This window comes from Pseudanabaena sp. SR411 (assembly GCF_002251945.1).
Taxonomy (GTDB): domain Bacteria; phylum Cyanobacteriota; class Cyanobacteriia; order Pseudanabaenales; family Pseudanabaenaceae; genus Pseudanabaena.
This window is the reverse complement of the sequence record NZ_NDHW01000128.1, coordinates 1-16,752: the sequence shown is the minus strand read 5'-3', so window position 1 is coordinate 16,752 and position 16,752 is coordinate 1. Positions and strand designations below refer to the sequence as shown.

Here is a 16,752-nt window from a genome sequence, read left to right as displayed (position 1 = left end):
TAAATTTTTCCTTTTCGTGCGTTGACCCCTTAAACTGTGGTCTGAAATGGTCAAGCGCTAGGTTGTCCCGCAAGTGGTTCGACCAAGCAGGTCGTTTAGCGCTAGCAATATTGAAAATTCTGGATCAAGCCAAAATGCTTATATAGAAAGCATTTCAAATAAGCGCTTTAGCTGATGAAAACCCTTTTCGCTTCGTGGGAAGTTATACATGCGTCTCAATTGTTTCATTGAACAAGAGTTAGCGGGAAATGGATTTACTGACGTTGCCATGACCCGCTTTTTTTTGCTTACTATAAAAAAGCTCCCTTAGGGAGCTTTTTTATACAATTTGGCTGGCATGATAGGAACTGCGTACTAAAGCGCCCGATCGCACATGGGCAAACCCAATTTGTTTAGCGATCGCCCCTAACTCATCAAACTCCTCAGGTGTCCAATATTTCAGCACAGGCAAATGCTCAAGAGACGGACGCAAATACTGGCCAATCGTTAGTGAACTGCAACCAATCGCATCCAAGTCTTGCATCGTCTCCGTTAACTCTTCCACCGTTTCGCCATGCCCCACCATTAGCCCTGATTTGGTAATAATGCGCGGATTAATCTCCTTCACGATTTCTAAAACCGATAACGATCGCTCGTACTTCGCCCCCCGTCGCACTTTACCCTGTAAACGTCTTACTGTCTCGATATTGTGGTTGTAGCACACAGGCTCAGCCAAAGCTACCGTCTCAATGCAACGGCGATCGCCCCGAAAATCTGGAGTTAGTACTTCGATTTTGACATTGGGACGCGATCGGCGAATCTCTTGCATCGTATCTACAAAACAGCTAGCCCCCTGATCCGCCAAATCATCCCGCGCCACTGAAGTCAGCACCACATAATCCAATCCCAACAAATTTACTGCCTCCGCCACTTTCTTCGCCTCATCAGGATCAAGTTGACTTGGCTTATGTCCCTTATCAACTTGGCAAAATCCACAAGCACGAGTACAGGTTGGTCCCATTAATAAAAAAGTAGCCGTCTTTTGGGCATAGCATTCAGCCCGATTTGGACAACGCCCCTCTTCGCAAATGGTATGAATCCCGCGCTGCTTAATAATTTGCTGAACTTCAGATATTTCACTAGCTTTGCCAATTTGTGGGCGCAACCAACTGGGTAAACGTAACTCTTCTTTAGCAGACATATCGTTATATAAAAAATATATAGCTCTCTTATTAAAACCTATAAATTTAGAGCCATAGCAAAGTATAACGGTAGCCAAACCCAAGAAGAGAGTTACGGCGCGAAGCGCCGTAACTCTCTTCTTGGGTTTATTATCGCTACACCAATGCTAAATTTATAGGCTTGTCATAAAAAGTCGGATAAAACCTGACAAAACCCTTTACAGATGCAACCCTATTGACTAGCATATTGCACTGACACATTTTAATAGCCGTCATGATGCATGGGACACAAGTAAAAATCAAGAGAGAATAGAGCGCTATGCGCTCTATTCTCTCTTGATTTTTTGCTTCACAAGCAATAGTAAAGAATTTTGGAGGGGTAGTGTTTGATCTATTAACCAATATTCTGATTTGGATTATTGCAATCCCAATTTTCGTAATTCTGTTTAGGGCAATTCCCAAGGACTGGTTTCGTCTTTTTGGATTAGTCATATTTACAGCATTAATTGCAATTATTTTTGCGAACTTCAGATTTGTTGAAGAACCGATCCCCAGAATTGTTGTTGATTTCCTCACTTTCCCATTTACGCTAGTTGGGATTTTGTTGCTATTGCTATTCTTCAACTACTGGCTGCGTCTTAAAACTCTCAATATTAAAAGTGGCGATAAGGTTGATAATAAAGGCGCTTCGGAAAAAGTTGCCACAGTTAGAAAGGAAATATTAATAGTTTTACTGATTTTTGCGATCGCCACAAATAACGCCACCTCAGAACTATTTACCTGTTATTTAGAACAGCAAGGAGCCAATGCGATCGAGCAATCTTACCGTCGCCCAGTTCGCAATTTGACAGAACAAGAACTGCTGGATTTTAGACGTGGAGTCTACGATCTTATTGTTGTGCTTGCCGAAAATCCTCCCTATGAACCGCGTCTCCAAGAAGCGATCAGATTATGGAACGAGGCTGATATGCAAAAAAAGCCATATATCATCTTAAGTGGTGGTAGACGCACATCTTATCCATCCACTAAAGGATATCCATGCCTGACATCACCCCCATCTCCTCCAACGCGCACTAAAGAAAATGTCAGAGATCAGATTGCCAGTCGTGCAGGCATACCCAACGTTGGATTGCGCTATGACCCCCGCTATGAAGGCTACTTTACTAATCCTGCTAGTCCTAGCGAAGGTATTCCTGAAGTCGATCTCACTGAAGCTGATCAAATGTGTAGCGCCTTGACTAGTTTCCCAAATATTTCTTTCATTCGTCCTTTTGTGATTATTGAGCCATCAGGTCGGACAATCCGAAGTAGTGGCGATGAAATTAGTAAATTGATCAAATTTATGGAAACAAACAAGTTAATCGCCGAGGATACTCGTAATAGTCGCAGAATTTTACTGATTACTTCTCCTACTGAAGCAACTCGTGCTTTTTTATCTTTTAGAAATCAAGATCTTAATGCTTCTCTGACAACTACTAGTTATCCCTCCGATAGCCATAGTAATCTTGGAGAACAATGCCCTTGGCCGATAGGCAAACAATTTCGCCTTAAGCCACAATATTTTTTGTTTAATGCGGAAGCTTTTGTAAAGTCTGAACGAGTATGGACGGAAGTTAAAGAATTAGTATTTTACACCCTCAGATTTTGGCTACGTCCACCATTAACAGACGAACGCTCATACTATCCCAAGCAACCAGCCTAGTAGCACCAAAACACAAAACGGCGTAGCCGTTTTGTGTTTTGCAAACCTCTACTGAGTTTAATTTTCAATTAGCAAAAGTGTCGTCACACTTTTGCTAATTGGTGTAAAAAAAGAGAGTCGGTGCAAAGCGCCGACTCTCTTTTTTTTATAAAGCCTCGCTTAGCGAAGCTTATTATTAAATCTATTTAGCTGCACCCTGAGCTTCTAGAAGCTGCTGCTTCAAACGCTCTAGGTCTGAAGCCCAACGGGGATCAGGCTGATGTGCTTCAGAAGAGCTACTAGAGCTAGATGTGCTGCCAGTCGTCTTCTTATTGTTGTTATTCCGTTTTTTGCGTTTTGCTGCTGCTTTAATTGGAGCATCAACTGTACTTGTTACTGAAGACTCGCTCTTTGACTCAGATGAGTCATCAGCACCTTCTTCTAAATCAGAACCATCTTCGGCTTTGCCTTTAGTACGGGGCAAAGCTTTTTCTAGCTTCAATACAGCACCATTGAAGTCATAACCATTAAACTTTTCAATGACGATGTCAGCAACTTCATCAGAGCCAACAGTCACAAAACCAAAACCACGGCATTTGCCTGTTTTGCGATCGGTTATAACTTTCAAAGATACTGAATCACCTGATTCATTGAAAATTTTTTCTAGAGCTTGGCGATCTAATTCTGCTGGCAAGTTGCCAACATAAAGGCGAATGGACATGATAATAGAAAACCTCTACGCTATAAAATCTTCAGCAGGTGACTAGAGCAGCCGCTACAAAAAACTTGTTTAAAAAACTTGTTTGCTACTTGTTAGCTTAAATTGGAGCTATTGATTACGTGCTACCTGCGATTAATCAAATTGATACGGCACTCTTGTGCCATGTAACAACATAACATACAAAAGGCTTGTCATTAAAATAAAATGTAATGAAAGTATCAAAATTCGATCAATTTCCATTGCTAAATAGATCGCGATCGCCAGCTTGATTAAACACTGAAAGCCATACAGTTAAATACTTTACTTTGAAATATCCCTAGCTTTGAGTTGTTTCTGATTGCTAAATGTTAAGTTCTAATATTTTTATAGCTAATTACTTGACTAATAAAATTCAACTACTGTAATATCCATTTCCATAAATTTATATGGAATTTATATGGAATTTTTTGGTGTTTTTATTCTTGGCTACTGTTTATGGATTGCTCAGGCTCTCAATGATTCCCAAAAGAAGCAAGAACAGGAAATTGAAAAACGGATCAAAGAAAAAATGAAAAACGATCAATATGTAAATATCCGAATTATTGAGAAGCCTTAGATTTATGAATTTATTACCATCCGTAGAATGCGTTAGGCTATAGCTGTAAAGCATCTTGGTCAGGATTGCTATGATTTAGGCTATCAAGGATGCAATCAACTTATGACTTTGGGTAAAAATCGTGAAGCAAAATCTGCAATCTATTGGTGGAGAGTTAAAAACTCAAGTTAAAATCTTGGCGGCTTTAGTAGCGACTTTTTGGATTATCGTCATCTTAAATGAAGTAATTTTTGAGAATATCCTATTACTTTCCACTGGCTGCGGCTTGCGTCGAGGACTTAATGCCCTAGGAATTGTGCCGCATAGCTTTATTGGCTTACGAGGTATTTTGTTTGCTCCATTTTTGCATGGAGGCTTTTATCACGTTTTAGCAAATACCGTCCCGTTCATTGTTCTGGGGTGGTTTGTGATGTTGCGAAACATTAAAGATTTTTATTTTGTATCTGTAATGTCAGCATTGGTAGGTGGTTTAGGAACTTGGATGGTTGGTAGACCTTGCTCTGTGCATATTGGGGCGAGTGGTATAATTTTTGGCTATTTTGGCTATCTATTATTTCGCGGCTACTTTGAAAAGAGCTTTGTGGCGATCGCTATTTCGATCGCGATCGCTATTGGTTATGGAGGCATGATCTGGGGGGTATTGCCAACAAGAGCTTATATCTCATGGGAGGGGCATTTGTTTGGTTTTATTGGTGGGGTTATTGCGGCAAAGTTATTAGCCCCAAGCAAAACAGCCCAATAAAAAAGAGTCGGCGCTTTGCGCCGACTCTTTTTTATTGGTTTAGGAAACACTTTTGATTGCTTCTAGCAAACTACGAGTACAAGCTCCTTTTTCACAAAAAGCGTCGATATTTGCGCCATTGGAAAGAGCTTGAGCTTTGCCACCATCGGCGGCTGAATAGGCAACAATTTTAATGTGAGGATATTTAGTTTTAATGGCGTTGGAAGCTGTCCAACCATCCATTACAGGCATATGTAAGTCCATGACCACAACATCAGGCTCATGGTTTTGTACTTTGGAGATCGCTTCTTTGCCATTAGTTGCAACTTCAACAACACCAATACAAGACTGTAATGAAAGTGCTAGCTGTAAAGTACATCGGGTCAGTTCGTGGTCATCCACCACCAAAACGCGCAAAGTTTTTGTAGAAGATGTCATGGTAGGTTCGGTAAGAAGGGCTTGACAATTACTTTGTTATGTAACTGAAGATACCTCTTTTCTTAATTTACGGCTTCTACCGCAGGGACTAAACCCAAAAGGAAAGTAGCGCCGCTACTTTCCTTTATTGACGACAGCTATATTAGGCTCGCCATTTTACTTTTGGCAAAATTTGCTTTTGGTCAATGCGATCGCGATATTTGATCGCAAAGTTGAGCAGTGAGTCGATTAGCGCATCTGATAGGAAGTGAGGTTGCAAGCCAAGATCGAGAAGATTGGTGTTTTTGGCGTTGAAATAATGCTCTTCTAGCTCAACACGAGGATTGTCGATATTTTGCACTTCGACTTTGATTCCCAGAGTTTGCCCAGCTTTCTGTACCATAAAGGCAAGATCGCGAATTGAGAAAAGCTCAGTAAATTGGTTAAATACACGCATTTTGCCAGCTTCCGCAGGTGTCGCGATCGCTAGTTCAATACAGCGCACTGTATCGCGAATATCTAGAAAACTACGGGTTTGTCCACCCTTACCATAGACCGTCAAAGGATGTCCGATCGCCGCTTGGATGCAAAAACGGTTGAGGGCTGTACCAAATACACCATCATAATCGAGACGATTAATCAGTAACTCATCAGTGCCAGTTTCTTCAGTAAGTACACCATAGACTACGCCTTGGTTCAGATCAGTTGCTCTTAATCCCCATGTCTTACAGGCAAAGTGGATGTTATGGCTATCGTGAACCTTGCTGAGATGGTAGAAACTGCCAGGTTGCTTGGGATAAGGCAGGGTGTCTTTGCGACCGTTATGCTCGATCGTGATGTAACCTTCTTCAATATCAATATTGGGAGTGCCATACTCGCCCATTGTGCCAAGTTTGACTAGGTGGCAGTCAGGGTTATGCTCTTTGATGGCATACAGTAAATTGAGCGTACCAACAACGTTATTGACTTGAGTTAGGACTGCATGTTCGCGATCAATCATGGAGAATGGGGCTGAACGCTGTTCTCCAAAATGCACTAGCGCATCAGGTTCAAAACTACGGAATGTACTCTGTAAAAATGCGTAGTTAGTGATGTCGCCTATAAATAAATCAATTTTCTGACCTGAAACAGCTTGCCATTTATATATCCGCTCTTGAATAGAGGCGATCGGTGTGAGAGTTGCAACACCTAACTCATTATCCCAATGTCGGCGAACTAGGCTATCTAATACTCCAACTTCATATCCCTTATTGGCAAGATGTAAAGCTGTCGCCCATCCGCAATAACCGTCGCCACCAATTACCAGTACTTTCATGAATTCTGTGGGTTACAAAAAATTTGAGTTACAGTTTCCAAATTAACCCTATCAGGATTTATCTCATTTGTGATGCACAAGACCGAAATTTATTAAGTTGTATGTGTCGAGAAACACATGGAATGTTTGAGGTCTGAGGATTATTCTCAAAAAGTTGAGAGGGTTGCTTTGCGCCCTACTCGAATTTTTGAGAATAACCTATATAATGAATATTTGGTACAATCACGCAATTTAGCCGATCGCAGCTTTTAATCGGCAAGTGTAATGTATTGAAATCAAGATAGCCAAGAGTAGTTATACAGCTACTCACTATTTAGCCTAGGACGATTAGTCAAGTATGCTTTCGATTGCTGAACTTGCCCATAAACGAGATCCCAAGGCGATCGCCGAAATTATTTGTCAGGAATTACAGCCCCTTGACATTGAGAAGCTCGATGTGGCGGTGGAAATTGTCGATAGTAGCTTAGAGCTACAAATTCGGACAGATTCTGCCATTGACAAAGAAAAATTGCTGACATTAGTCCATGGCAAACTTCAAAATTTGCATGTAGAATCAGTAGCTAAATTTAAAATTCATTGTTGGCGCAATGATCAAGATATGCATGAGCAGCGCCTACTATGGACGGAGCAATTTATGCTAGACCAGCCAAAATCATCATCGAGCGCAATCCCTGACTTAGAACCAGAGTTGGCTAGTAAGCGATCGCCTGAAACTAGAGCGCCAGAGCCAAAACTTTCTAAAAATTCTGTATTACAACAAGCAATCTCAAAAATTGCTCCAACCCATAATCAGACTAAAAATCATTTGCTAGCTTCTGAGCTAGAGCAGTCTCATTCTAAGAGGGTAACTAGTTCATCACTTGCAATTACCAATCCTAATCAGCAAAAATCACAATCAATTGGTAATTATTGGCAGTTGGTATTAGTTGGTCTATCGATTGTCTTGTTAGGTTTAGGAATTGGCGCATCTGTCAGGGCAATCACCTCTAGGGTAGTAGTTGATTCAAGTCCTTCTACACCAGTTTCTGACTCACCTGCTGAAAATAATTTAGTAAAAAATACAGCATCTACAACTAAAACCACCCCTAATCAGACTAGTGAACCATCTGTCGTCACTACCCCATCTACTAAAGCTACTGCTTCTCCGTCAGTTGAGGCGATCGCCTCGACTCCAAATCAGCAAGAGCCAGAAGTGGTGACTTTGGAAAAGTTTAATCGCATTCAAAAAGGGATGACCATTGAGCAGGTGGAAAAAATTTTTGGTAAATCTGGTCAGGTCATTGCTGAGAATAATTCTAACAATAGTATTGGACAGGTTTATTCTTGGAAAAATCCTCAAGGTAGCAATGCCATCATTGAGTTTAAAGATGGTCAAGTAGTGGCTAAAGCTCAAGCTGGTTTATAGCATTCTTTAAACAAGGCGCTTAATCTCCTAGCAACAAAAAAGAGAAAGGACGCTCCGCGTCCTCTCTCTTTTTTGTTGCTATTGCTATAAAATTACATGTTGGGTAGCTAACTAATTTCTTGATTTAAACAGCTAGTAAAACCCAGTCAAAGCCTCGTGGGAGAAAAAATTTTTGGGTATCGATTTACGCAGCTACGTTTATTTAGACAACTTACAGAAACAACACGCTGCTTACTTAGGAACGATCGCACAAGGATTTTTGCCATTACCAGGTGACACCTCCCTCTGGATCGAAATTTCCCCAGGTATTGAAATTAATCGCATTACCGATGTGGCGCTGAAATCAACATCAGTCCGTCCAGGTGTACAAATTGTTGAACGCTTGTATGGATTATTGGAAATTCATGCGGCAAGTCAAGGCGAAACCCAAGCCGCAGGTCGAGCCATTTTGGAGATGTTGGGCGTAACTGAAGAGGATCGGATTAAGCCAAGATTGTTATCTAGTCAAATTATTCGTAATGTAGACGCGCATCAAACCCAGCTAATTAATCGCTTTCGGCGTGGTCAAATGTTGCTGTCGGGGCAAACTCTATACATTATGGAAGTAGAGCCTGCCGCCTATGCGGCTCTTGCGGCGAATGAGGCTGAAAAAGCTGCCTCCATTAATATTCTGGAAATTGTTGCGGTAGGTAGCTTTGGGCGTTTATATCTCGGTGGTGAGGAACGCGATATTATGGCGGCGGCAGCGGCGGTATTGACTACCATTGCTAACGTTAAAGGTCGTGATATCTGGAGCGATCGCAAGGAGTAATTAGTATTTGCGCCGCAAATACTAATTACAGATCATCTTCCCAGCCACAGCATTTGCAACGCCATTGCTCAGGTGGTATCCGCATTCGCGAAAAAGGAGTGCGGCATTCTGGACATTTCCCTGTAAAGATGGGATGCCAGCCACATTCTGATTCCATATCAGGATCATAGCTGTGGGGATCATCGAGTTCCCATAACTCCGCCGAGGCAAAATCTGAGCAAATTCCCCACTCTGGCCCGTAAGGATGTACTGCACAAACCAAAAATTGGCTGTGAGAGTAAAAATTACAGCGATCGCACAGAGATATTTTTGCCATAGATATATTTTATCGCTTTCGCCTAGCAGTGCAAGAGATAGATAATGCAAATCAAACCCCAACCGATAAGTGGCGGCGCGAAGCGCTGCCACTTATTAAACCCAGAAAGCTTGAGGCGGCGCAAATCGCTACCTCAAGCTTTCTGGATTTTAACTAAATCGTCCAATTTCAACACCATTTTGACGAATTACTAGCTCTAAGATCAGAGAACTAGCGGGGAAAATTGCTTCCTTGGCTAAAGCCCGAATTTCATAGGGAGCTTTAAGTTCACTCACTACTTTAAAAAGCTCGGTTAAAGCCTCAGGAGGAAAATTACCAACTTTCCCTGTAAGTGGATTAGCTAGTACCCCCTCACGGCGAGCGCGAAAACTGACTAGCAAAAAAAGTTGCTCAATTCTCGATGCAAGAGCCTGTGGTGATAGGTCAGGGGTAAATTGTAAGGAAGCAATTTCCGCACCTGGGGCAAATATTTGGCGGTTTAGGGTGACATCGGCAGCGATCGCAATTCTGGTCTCGCGTTTAAGAAAGTTACCTGCGGAGAGGATACGGATCACATAGCTTTGTCCGTCTTTAATCCGATCTAGCAACCCTTCGATTTGTGCTTCCGTAATTTTGATGACAGGTTCTTTGGGAGATTGATCGGGGAGAAAATCTAACAGTTCACGGGCATTGCGCTCGGCTTGTTGCAATAGTTGGGAGCTGGCTTGACGTAACTCAGATTGGCTCAGATTTGGGCGCACAACTCCGATCGATAAAATTTGATCCGCGAAAATAGCCACGTTACCTTTGCGTAGAGCCTCAAGGCTAATGAGCAATTGCTCACGAGCCGATTCGAGGGAAGCAACTTCTGCGCCAAGGGCTACCCGTTGTTTTTCAATTTCTGCTAAGCGTTGCTCTGATTCATCAACCCTTTGTTTGAGCGTTTCCCGATCGCGAGAAATACTGGCTAACTCAGTAGAAATTCGCTCTTTTTCATCCCGCAGTTGATTACTTTCGGCTTGGAGACTTTCTTGCTCAGCACTTAAACTTTGGATGCGATCTCGCAGATCGGCTTCCTGCTGTGAGGCTTTTTGCAGTTGTTCATTAGCTTCTTCAAATTTGCTCTCTACTGACTGCAACAAAGCTTGAGTCTCTGACTGCTTTCGCAAAGCTTGGACTAAGGATTGATTAATCTGCCCTAGACGTTGTTGTGCTTTTTCCTGTTCAGTTTTCGCAGCATTTAGCTCAGTTTCGACTTTTTGCTTCTGTTCTTGACTGCTAGCTAATTCTGAGCGAATACTTTCAAGACGAAATAATCCATCCCTTAGCTGACCACTTAGCAATAATAAAATCCCTAAGGTGGATGCAGAGATCATTCCCCCTGTGGCGATCGTCACGACTGTGGCGGTGTCACGCGGTCTCAATTTGAATATGCTAAGCCGTGCCTTTCCAACCTTAGTGCCGATGCGATCGCCTAGCGTCGCGATTATGCCTCCTAAGATCAAAATCGCTAAAATCAGCGTATATCCAGCCATGTAACTCCTGAGTCCTCACGCTGTTGATTTTAGCAGATCTCAACCCATGAAAGCAGTAGAGGCAATTCATGAATTGCCTCTACTGCTTAGCAGTAACGCCAAGAACCAATTTTTATGGCGCGGCGAAGCCGCGCGTTCTTGATTAAAATGCTTTCATGGGTAAGCGAACCGCAATAAGTTAGTATGAAAAGTATTGCAAAACTCGATCTTCACAAGCTTGATGGGGAAAATGGAAAAGCAACTTAAAGTACAACAGTTAGTTGATAATCTGGCGAAGGCGATCGTTGGCAAAGATGAAGCCATTCAACTGGTCTTAGTAGCACTATTTTCAGGTGGTCACGCCTTACTTGAAGATGTGCCGGGGGTGGGCAAGACTCTACTCGCCAAATCTCTAGCAGCCTCTATTTCTGGTAAATTTCAGCGTGTGCAATGTACCCCTGATCTACTACCCACCGACATTACAGGTACAAATATTTGGAATCCCCAAAAAGGTGAATTTCAGTTTTTGCCAGGGCCCGTATTTGCGAATGTGTTACTTGCTGATGAAATTAATCGGGCGACACCACGTACCCAATCAGCATTGCTCGAAGTAATGGAAGAGAGCCAAGTCACCGTTGATGGCATATCACGGAAAGTCCCCTCACCATTCTTTGCGATCGCTACTCAAAACCCCATTGAATATCAAGGTACTTTCCCATTACCAGAAGCGCAACTTGATCGCTTTGCCTTATCCTTTAGTATTGGCTATCCCAATGAAACGGAAGAGCTAGAAATGCTGAAACGGATGCAAATTGGGAAAATTGGTTCGGCTCAATTAGAAGCATGTATCACTCCTGAAGAAGTACTAGAGATTCGGCAACTCTGTTCTCAAGTACCTGTTAGTGATGCGACTAGTCAATACATTGTGAATATTGTCCGTGCGACTCGTAATGATGAAGAAATTACCCTTGGTGTGAGTCCTAGAGGTACTACAGCTTTGTTGAGATCAGTGCAGAGCTATGCTTTTATTCAGCAAATGCTGGATCGCGATCGCAAGTCTGATTATGTCTTGCCTGATGACGTGAAGTTCCTTGCCCCCTATGTTTTAGGGCATCGGATTATGGTGGCAGGAAGGCGCTCTCCCCAGAAGCTCATTCAGCGTTTACTAGATGTTGTGCCTGTTCCTTAGATTATGTAATTACCCAGATTCATAAGGTTGAGTCCCACTGGGACTCAACCTTATGAATCTGGGTAATTTATTTGTCCATCTACTGCTATAGAATACTAGATCTAGTATTTAACCAAATATTCAAGATTTCGACTCATGGAAGACAAGTTGATGTTAATGATCCCAGGTCCAACACCTGTGCCTGAACAGGCGCTGTTGGCTCTGGCAAAAGCTCCCATCGGACACCGTAGCGGCGATTTTAGCAAGGTCATGGCAGATGTGACCGCCAAGCTCAAGTGGCTACACCAAACAACTAATGATGTATTAATTCTCACCGTAAGCGGTACGGGTGCGATGGAAGCGGGCATCATTAATTTCCTCAGCAAAGGCGATCGCGTCCTTGTTGGTGATAATGGCAAGTTTGGCGAACGTTGGGTCGAAGTCTGTCAAGCCTATGGTGTCAATGCTGAAGTAATCAAAGCGGAATGGGGTAAAGCCCTTGATCCCGAAGATTTCCGAGTAAAGTTAGAGGCTGATACCAATAAGGAAATCAAAGCGGTAATTATTACCCATAGCGAAACCTCGACGGGTGTTCTTAACGATTTAGTAGCGATTAATCGCCACGTCAAAGCCCATGAAAAGGCTTTGATCATCGTTGATGCAGTCACCAGCTTAGGAGCGATGAATGTTCCCATTGATGAATTGGGCTTAGATGTCGTCGGTTCTGGTTCTCAAAAAGGCTACATGATCCCCCCAGGATTGGGATTTGTGGCAGTTAGTCCTAAGGCATGGGAAGCTTATAAAACTGCGAATCTACCTAGGTTCTATCTCGATTTGGGCAAAGCTCGTAAAGATGCGGCAAAAAATTCCACTCCTTTCACTACTTCCGTGAATATGGTGATGGCGTTGCAAGCTTCACTAGAAATAATGCAACGTGAAGGTTTAGAAAATATCTTTGCGCGTCACTTGCGTCATCGTGAAGCGACTAGGGCAGCAGTCAAGGCTCTTAATCTAGGCTTATTGGCTCCTGATGATGCCGCGAGTGCTTCGATTACCTCGGTGGTTCCTCCTGAAGGGCTAGACGCAGAAAAGATTCGCGCCACGATTAAGAAGAAGTTCGATATTGTCATGGCTGGTGGTCAAGATCACCTCAATGGCAAGATATTCCGTATTGGACATCTTGGCTTTGTCGGAGATCGCGATATTCTCACTGCGATCGCGGCTCTCGAAGCATCGATTTCGGCACTTGGCTACACCAACTTCACTTATGGTGCTGGTGTGAAAGCGGCGATCGAAGTTCTGAACGGCTAACTAGCTTTATAAATTGATGTTACGTGGAACTCAAATGATGAATTCCTGCTACTAGTGTTACAGGGCAACCACGGGGGGATGGCTCCTTATATCTAGCAATAACATTAGGAAGTAGTGTAATACCATTTTTTAAAAGTGTTGTGAGGCAACACTTTTAAAAAATCTTTAGTTCGTTTGATCAATAATTGCTGTAAGTAGCTAGGCATAATGAAAAAAGTAGAGGATGCGCGAAGTGCATTCTCTACTTTTTTTGTTACCAAAATTGCAACTGGTAAGTTAGCTCTTGGTCTTGGTGAGAGACTTAAGTTTAGGAAATATTAACAGCTTGCCCAATCCATTAATCAAAGGATGCAGCAGGCTATGAGGAGCGTAATTACTATGAAATCGATTAAACCTATTTATATCGCCTTACCTGCTGCGATGATCCTTGTGGGGGCGATCGCCCATCGCACCTTAGCTCAATCTAGTCCTATCACCAAACCTCAACCAATCACTAGCGCCATGGTCACATCAGGCACTATCGAACCAGTTAGCGATCGCAGTTCTAGCACTGAATCAACCAAAGATCGTCCCGTCGGTGGGCTGTATGTCCAAACGTCTGATCGCCAACAACAAGCTTTTACCCTGACCAATACCGACGTGAAAGGGCAAATATCAGGCAACATTTCGCGAGTGGAAGTCACCCAAACTTTTCAGAATCCCTATGACAAACCACTAGAAGCAATCTATGTATTTCCATTGCCCGATCAAGCGGCTGTTGATGATATGGAAATTAAGATCGGAGATCGCGTAATTAAAGGTGAAATCAAAAAACGAGAAGAAGCTAAAGAAATCTATGATCGGGCTAGAAAAGAAGGACGCACCGCAGGTTTACTAGAACAAGAACGCGATAATATCTTCACGCAATCTTTGGCAAATATTAAACCTGGTGAACAAATCAAGGTGACGATTCGCTATACCGAAAGCTTGAAATTTGAGCAGGGTGATTATGAATTTGTATTTCCAATGGTGGTAGGTCCTCGCTATATTCCTGGACAAGCGATCGATCCCAAGGGCAATACAATCCAAGTTCCCGATGCTTCACGGATTAATCCTCCCGTACTCCGCCCTGAAACGCGATCGGGTAATGATATTACTGTCAGTCTGCAAATTGATGCAGGTGTTCCCATTCGCAATCTTTATTCTACTTCCCATCGTATTGATGTCCAGAACAACGGCGAAACTATCCAACTAAAACTAGCAACTGGGGACAATATTCCCAATAAAGACTTGATTGTGCGTTACAAAGTCAGTGGCGATCGCACCGAACCCACGATTTTGACTACGAATACCGATCAAGGCTCACACTTTGCTACCTATTTAATCCCTGCGATCGCCTATCGCTCCGACCAAATCGTGCCGAAGGATGTCGTATTTTTGATGGATACATCAGGTTCTCAATCGGGTGATCCGATTATCAAATCACGGGAACTGATGCGCCGTTTTATCAATGGATTGAATCCTAACGACACATTTACAATTATAGATTTCTCTAATACCACCCGTCAGCTTTCTAGCTATCCTTTACAGAACAACGCCACCAATCGCCAGAAAGCGATGAACTACATCGATCAAGTCAATGCGAACGGTGGTACAGAACTCATGAATGGCATCAATGCGGTGACGAAATTCCCAACTGCTTCGGATGGAAGGATTCGCAGCGTGGTCTTGATTACGGATGGATACATTGGCAATGACAATGAAGTGATCGCCGCTGTGCAGAAAAATCTCAAGCCTGGCAACCGTCTCTATAGTTTTGGCGTTGGTAGTTCTGTCAATCGTTACTTGCTAGAGCGCGTTGCGGAAATGGGACGCGGTACAGTGCGAGTAGTACGTCAAGATGAGCCAACTCAAGAAGTTGCCGAGAAGTTCTTCCGTCAGATTAATAATCCTGTTCTTACAAATATTCAAGTGAAATGGGAAGGTGATGGTGCGGCTCCCGAAATCTATCCTAGTAATGCTCCTGATTTATTTGCGGAGCAGCCGCTGGTTCTATTTGGTAAAAAAGGCGATCGCGCTAATGGCAAGCTCAAAATCACAGGCATCGCCGCAGGTGGTGAACGCTACGAGCAAACCCTAGACGTGAATTTTGATGGTGTCAATAGCAATCTCGGTATAGCCCAGTTATGGGGACGCGCTCGCATTAAAGATTTGATGAATCAAATGTTTGGCGGTGAAGTCAAATCTCTAGTGGATGCAGTCACTCAAACTGCGCTTAACTATCGCTTGCTATCACAATACACAGCCTTTGTCGCCGTAAGTGATGAAGTGCGCGTTAATCCTGATGGCAGCAAGATGACAGTCCAAGTTCCAGTAGAGATGCCTCAAGGTGTCGATTTTGGCATGACTTCAGGAGAGATGGCTGATAATCGAACCCTCAAGCCTGCGGCTCCAAGTCCTTCAGCTTTACCACGTCAATCTTTTATCACTTCTGGAAGATTGCAAGGAACAGTTATTACTGGCAAGGATCAGCTTAATACTAGACTCAGAACAGATGTTGACAGTGAAAATACTCCTAGCGAAGCATCGAAGGTAAGTAAACAAGCTCCTGTCTCCCAAATTCAAGTGGTGAGTATCACAGGGCTTGTGGATATGGATGTTGTTGCTGCTCAACAAGCGATCGCTCAACAATTGCAGTCAATCAATGTTCCTGCTGGGGTCAGAGGCACTGTAGTTTTAGAGATTCCCATTCAGAATGGCAGATTGACAAGGTTTGTACTGGATGATGTCGCTTCGACAGTGAAAGACAAAAATCTTGTGGAGATGATCAAGCGATCGCTACAAAATGTTGTCTTGCCATCGACAGCCAAAGGTTCTATTCGTTTGACATTAAGCGTAAAATTATAGACAAATGGCGGCGCTTTGCGCCGCCATTTGTCTTTTGATTTCTAAAACTTGCATTAACTAATATAGCAATCCTATTTTATTTGTGAGATTAAATGGTTTGAGAGAGTACGCCCCGCAGGGACGCATCTGATTGACTGACAAAAGAGGTAAGAGAAGTAGCGAGAAAGTATACAGAGATTGAATTTGAGTAAAAAAGAGGCGTATGCTGTTTTTTGAAGAAAAAGGAGAGAAAAAGGAGCATAGGACAAATGACCCAAAACGCCTCATGTATCTATAATGAACTAATAAAATTTGGGAGTCAATACATGCTCAAACGAGCATCGAAACTTTTACCCGTCAATGTCAAAGTAATTTTATTAGCCGACCGAGGATTTGCCAATCCAGAATTAGTACGCTATGTGCGGGAATTAAAATGGCAATGTCGGATACGGATTAAGGGTAATTTCTGGATACACCATCCCAAGAATGGTTGGCAGACTGTCAACCAATTGCATCTCGGTCTCGGCGAAGCCAAGTTGATTCACAATGTTAAAGTCCACAAAACTAAGTCCAAGTCCCTTACTGATGTGCATATCGCGGCTGCTTGGGAATCTACCAGTCAAGAGTATTGGTATATTCTCAGTACTGAACCCACTTGTATCTAGGAAGAAAAGTAAAGGATAAAATCTTTACTACAATCCGAAAAAGCAAAAGCAGAGATAAACTCGTTCTGCCCCTAGGGACACCAAGCCCGTACTGTAGATAGAGTCGTC

15 protein-coding genes are annotated in these 16,752 nt (G+C 42.9%); 9 read left to right on the top strand and 6 right to left on the bottom strand.

Annotation, left to right across the window (positions count from 1 at the left end; all coding sequences use genetic code 11):
* Window positions 1–319: 319 nt before the first annotated feature.
* The gene (lipA, locus tag B9G53_RS13575) at window positions 320–1,180 is read right to left on the bottom strand and encodes a lipoyl synthase (RefSeq protein WP_094533160.1); all 861 of its coding nucleotides are present in this window, start codon (window positions 1,178–1,180) and stop codon (window positions 320–322) included.
* A gap of 362 nt (window positions 1,181–1,542) precedes the next feature.
* Here lipA and B9G53_RS13570 point away from each other — a divergent pair, with 362 nt between their 5' ends.
* Entirely contained in the window at window positions 1,543–2,862 is a 1,320-nt protein-coding gene (locus B9G53_RS13570; protein ID WP_094533158.1) for a hypothetical protein, read from the top strand.
* 181 nt (window positions 2,863–3,043) lie between these two features.
* Here the strand turns inward: B9G53_RS13570 and B9G53_RS13565 are convergent, their stop codons facing one another.
* Complete coding sequence (locus B9G53_RS13565; protein ID WP_094533156.1) at window positions 3,044–3,562, bottom strand: RNA-binding protein; 519 nt, start codon at window positions 3,560–3,562, stop codon at window positions 3,044–3,046.
* A 436-nt stretch (window positions 3,563–3,998) separates the two neighbouring features.
* Here B9G53_RS13565 and B9G53_RS27415 point away from each other — a divergent pair, with 436 nt between their 5' ends.
* Complete coding sequence (locus tag B9G53_RS27415; RefSeq protein WP_176453210.1) at window positions 3,999–4,157, top strand: hypothetical protein; 159 nt, start codon at window positions 3,999–4,001, stop codon at window positions 4,155–4,157.
* A gap of 121 nt (window positions 4,158–4,278) precedes the next feature.
* Window positions 4,279–4,899 carry a rhomboid family intramembrane serine protease gene (locus tag B9G53_RS13560; RefSeq protein ID WP_094533154.1) on the top strand — a complete coding sequence of 207 codons (621 nt, stop codon included), beginning with the start codon at window positions 4,279–4,281 and terminating at the stop codon, window positions 4,897–4,899.
* A 39-nt stretch (window positions 4,900–4,938) separates the two neighbouring features.
* Here B9G53_RS13560 and B9G53_RS13555 read toward each other — a convergent pair whose 3' ends face one another.
* Both B9G53_RS13555 and B9G53_RS13550 read right to left on the bottom strand, forming a co-directional pair.
* Window positions 4,939–5,316, bottom strand: a complete 378-nt coding sequence (locus B9G53_RS13555; RefSeq protein WP_094533152.1) for a response regulator transcription factor — start codon at window positions 5,314–5,316, stop codon at window positions 4,939–4,941.
* Window positions 5,317–5,458: 142 nt separating this feature from the next.
* A complete protein-coding gene (locus B9G53_RS13550; RefSeq protein ID WP_094533150.1) occupies window positions 5,459–6,610 on the bottom strand; it encodes a UDP-sulfoquinovose synthase in 1,152 nt (383 codons plus the stop codon).
* Between the two features lie 337 nt (window positions 6,611–6,947).
* On the opposite strand from B9G53_RS13550, the gene B9G53_RS13545 reads away from it, so the two are divergent.
* Entirely contained in the window at window positions 6,948–8,015 is a 1,068-nt protein-coding gene (locus B9G53_RS13545; RefSeq protein ID WP_094533148.1) for a hypothetical protein, read from the top strand.
* A 172-nt stretch (window positions 8,016–8,187) separates the two neighbouring features.
* Window positions 8,188–8,826, top strand: coding sequence for a hypothetical protein (locus B9G53_RS13540; RefSeq protein ID WP_094533146.1), 639 nt, complete (start codon window positions 8,188–8,190; stop codon window positions 8,824–8,826).
* 25 nt (window positions 8,827–8,851) lie between these two features.
* Here the strand turns inward: B9G53_RS13540 and B9G53_RS13535 are convergent, their stop codons facing one another.
* The gene (locus B9G53_RS13535) at window positions 8,852–9,142 is read right to left on the bottom strand and encodes a hypothetical protein (RefSeq protein ID WP_094533144.1); all 291 of its coding nucleotides are present in this window, start codon (window positions 9,140–9,142) and stop codon (window positions 8,852–8,854) included.
* Window positions 9,143–9,291: 149 nt separating this feature from the next.
* Window positions 9,292–10,656, bottom strand: coding sequence for a DUF3084 domain-containing protein (locus B9G53_RS13530; protein ID WP_094533142.1), 1,365 nt, complete (start codon window positions 10,654–10,656; stop codon window positions 9,292–9,294).
* Window positions 10,657–10,885: 229 nt separating this feature from the next.
* Between B9G53_RS13530 and B9G53_RS13525 the strand changes: the two genes are divergently transcribed.
* The 4 genes from B9G53_RS13525 (at window position 10,886) to B9G53_RS13510 (ending at window position 16,644) form a co-directional block, all read left to right on the top strand.
* Complete coding sequence (locus B9G53_RS13525; protein WP_094533140.1) at window positions 10,886–11,824, top strand: MoxR family ATPase; 939 nt, start codon at window positions 10,886–10,888, stop codon at window positions 11,822–11,824.
* A 135-nt stretch (window positions 11,825–11,959) separates the two neighbouring features.
* Window positions 11,960–13,114: an alanine--glyoxylate aminotransferase family protein gene (locus B9G53_RS13520; RefSeq protein WP_094533138.1), complete on the top strand. Its 1,155-nt coding sequence runs from the start codon at window positions 11,960–11,962 to the stop codon at window positions 13,112–13,114.
* Between the two features lie 378 nt (window positions 13,115–13,492).
* Entirely contained in the window at window positions 13,493–16,000 is a 2,508-nt protein-coding gene (locus B9G53_RS13515; RefSeq protein WP_176453209.1) for a VIT domain-containing protein, read from the top strand.
* Between the two features lie 248 nt (window positions 16,001–16,248).
* On the top strand, window positions 16,249–16,644 hold the full coding sequence (locus tag B9G53_RS13510) for a hypothetical protein (RefSeq protein WP_094533136.1): 396 nt from the start codon (window positions 16,249–16,251) through the stop codon (window positions 16,642–16,644).
* The last annotated feature ends 108 nt before the right edge of the window (window positions 16,645–16,752 follow it).

Coding starts and splice junctions, on each gene's coding strand:
- lipA (WP_094533160.1), bottom strand. CDS start 1,180: ATGTCTGCTAAAGAAGAGTTACGTTTACCCAGTTGGTTGCGCCCACAA.
- B9G53_RS13565 (WP_094533156.1), bottom strand. CDS start 3,562: ATGTCCATTCGCCTTTATGTTGGCAACTTGCCAGCAGAATTAGATCGC.
- B9G53_RS27415 (WP_176453210.1), top strand. CDS start 3,999: ATGGAATTTTTTGGTGTTTTTATTCTTGGCTACTGTTTATGGATTGCT.
- B9G53_RS13555 (WP_094533152.1), bottom strand. CDS start 5,316: ATGACATCTTCTACAAAAACTTTGCGCGTTTTGGTGGTGGATGACCAC.
- B9G53_RS13550 (WP_094533150.1), bottom strand. CDS start 6,610: ATGAAAGTACTGGTAATTGGTGGCGACGGTTATTGCGGATGGGCGACA.
- B9G53_RS13545 (WP_094533148.1), top strand. CDS start 6,948: ATGCTTTCGATTGCTGAACTTGCCCATAAACGAGATCCCAAGGCGATC.
- B9G53_RS13535 (WP_094533144.1), bottom strand. CDS start 9,142: ATGGCAAAAATATCTCTGTGCGATCGCTGTAATTTTTACTCTCACAGC.
- B9G53_RS13530 (WP_094533142.1), bottom strand. CDS start 10,656: ATGGCTGGATATACGCTGATTTTAGCGATTTTGATCTTAGGAGGCATA.
- B9G53_RS13525 (WP_094533140.1), top strand. CDS start 10,886: ATGGAAAAGCAACTTAAAGTACAACAGTTAGTTGATAATCTGGCGAAG.
- B9G53_RS13520 (WP_094533138.1), top strand. CDS start 11,960: ATGGAAGACAAGTTGATGTTAATGATCCCAGGTCCAACACCTGTGCCT.
- B9G53_RS13515 (WP_176453209.1), top strand. CDS start 13,493: ATGAAATCGATTAAACCTATTTATATCGCCTTACCTGCTGCGATGATC.
- B9G53_RS13510 (WP_094533136.1), top strand. CDS start 16,249: ATGACCCAAAACGCCTCATGTATCTATAATGAACTAATAAAATTTGGG.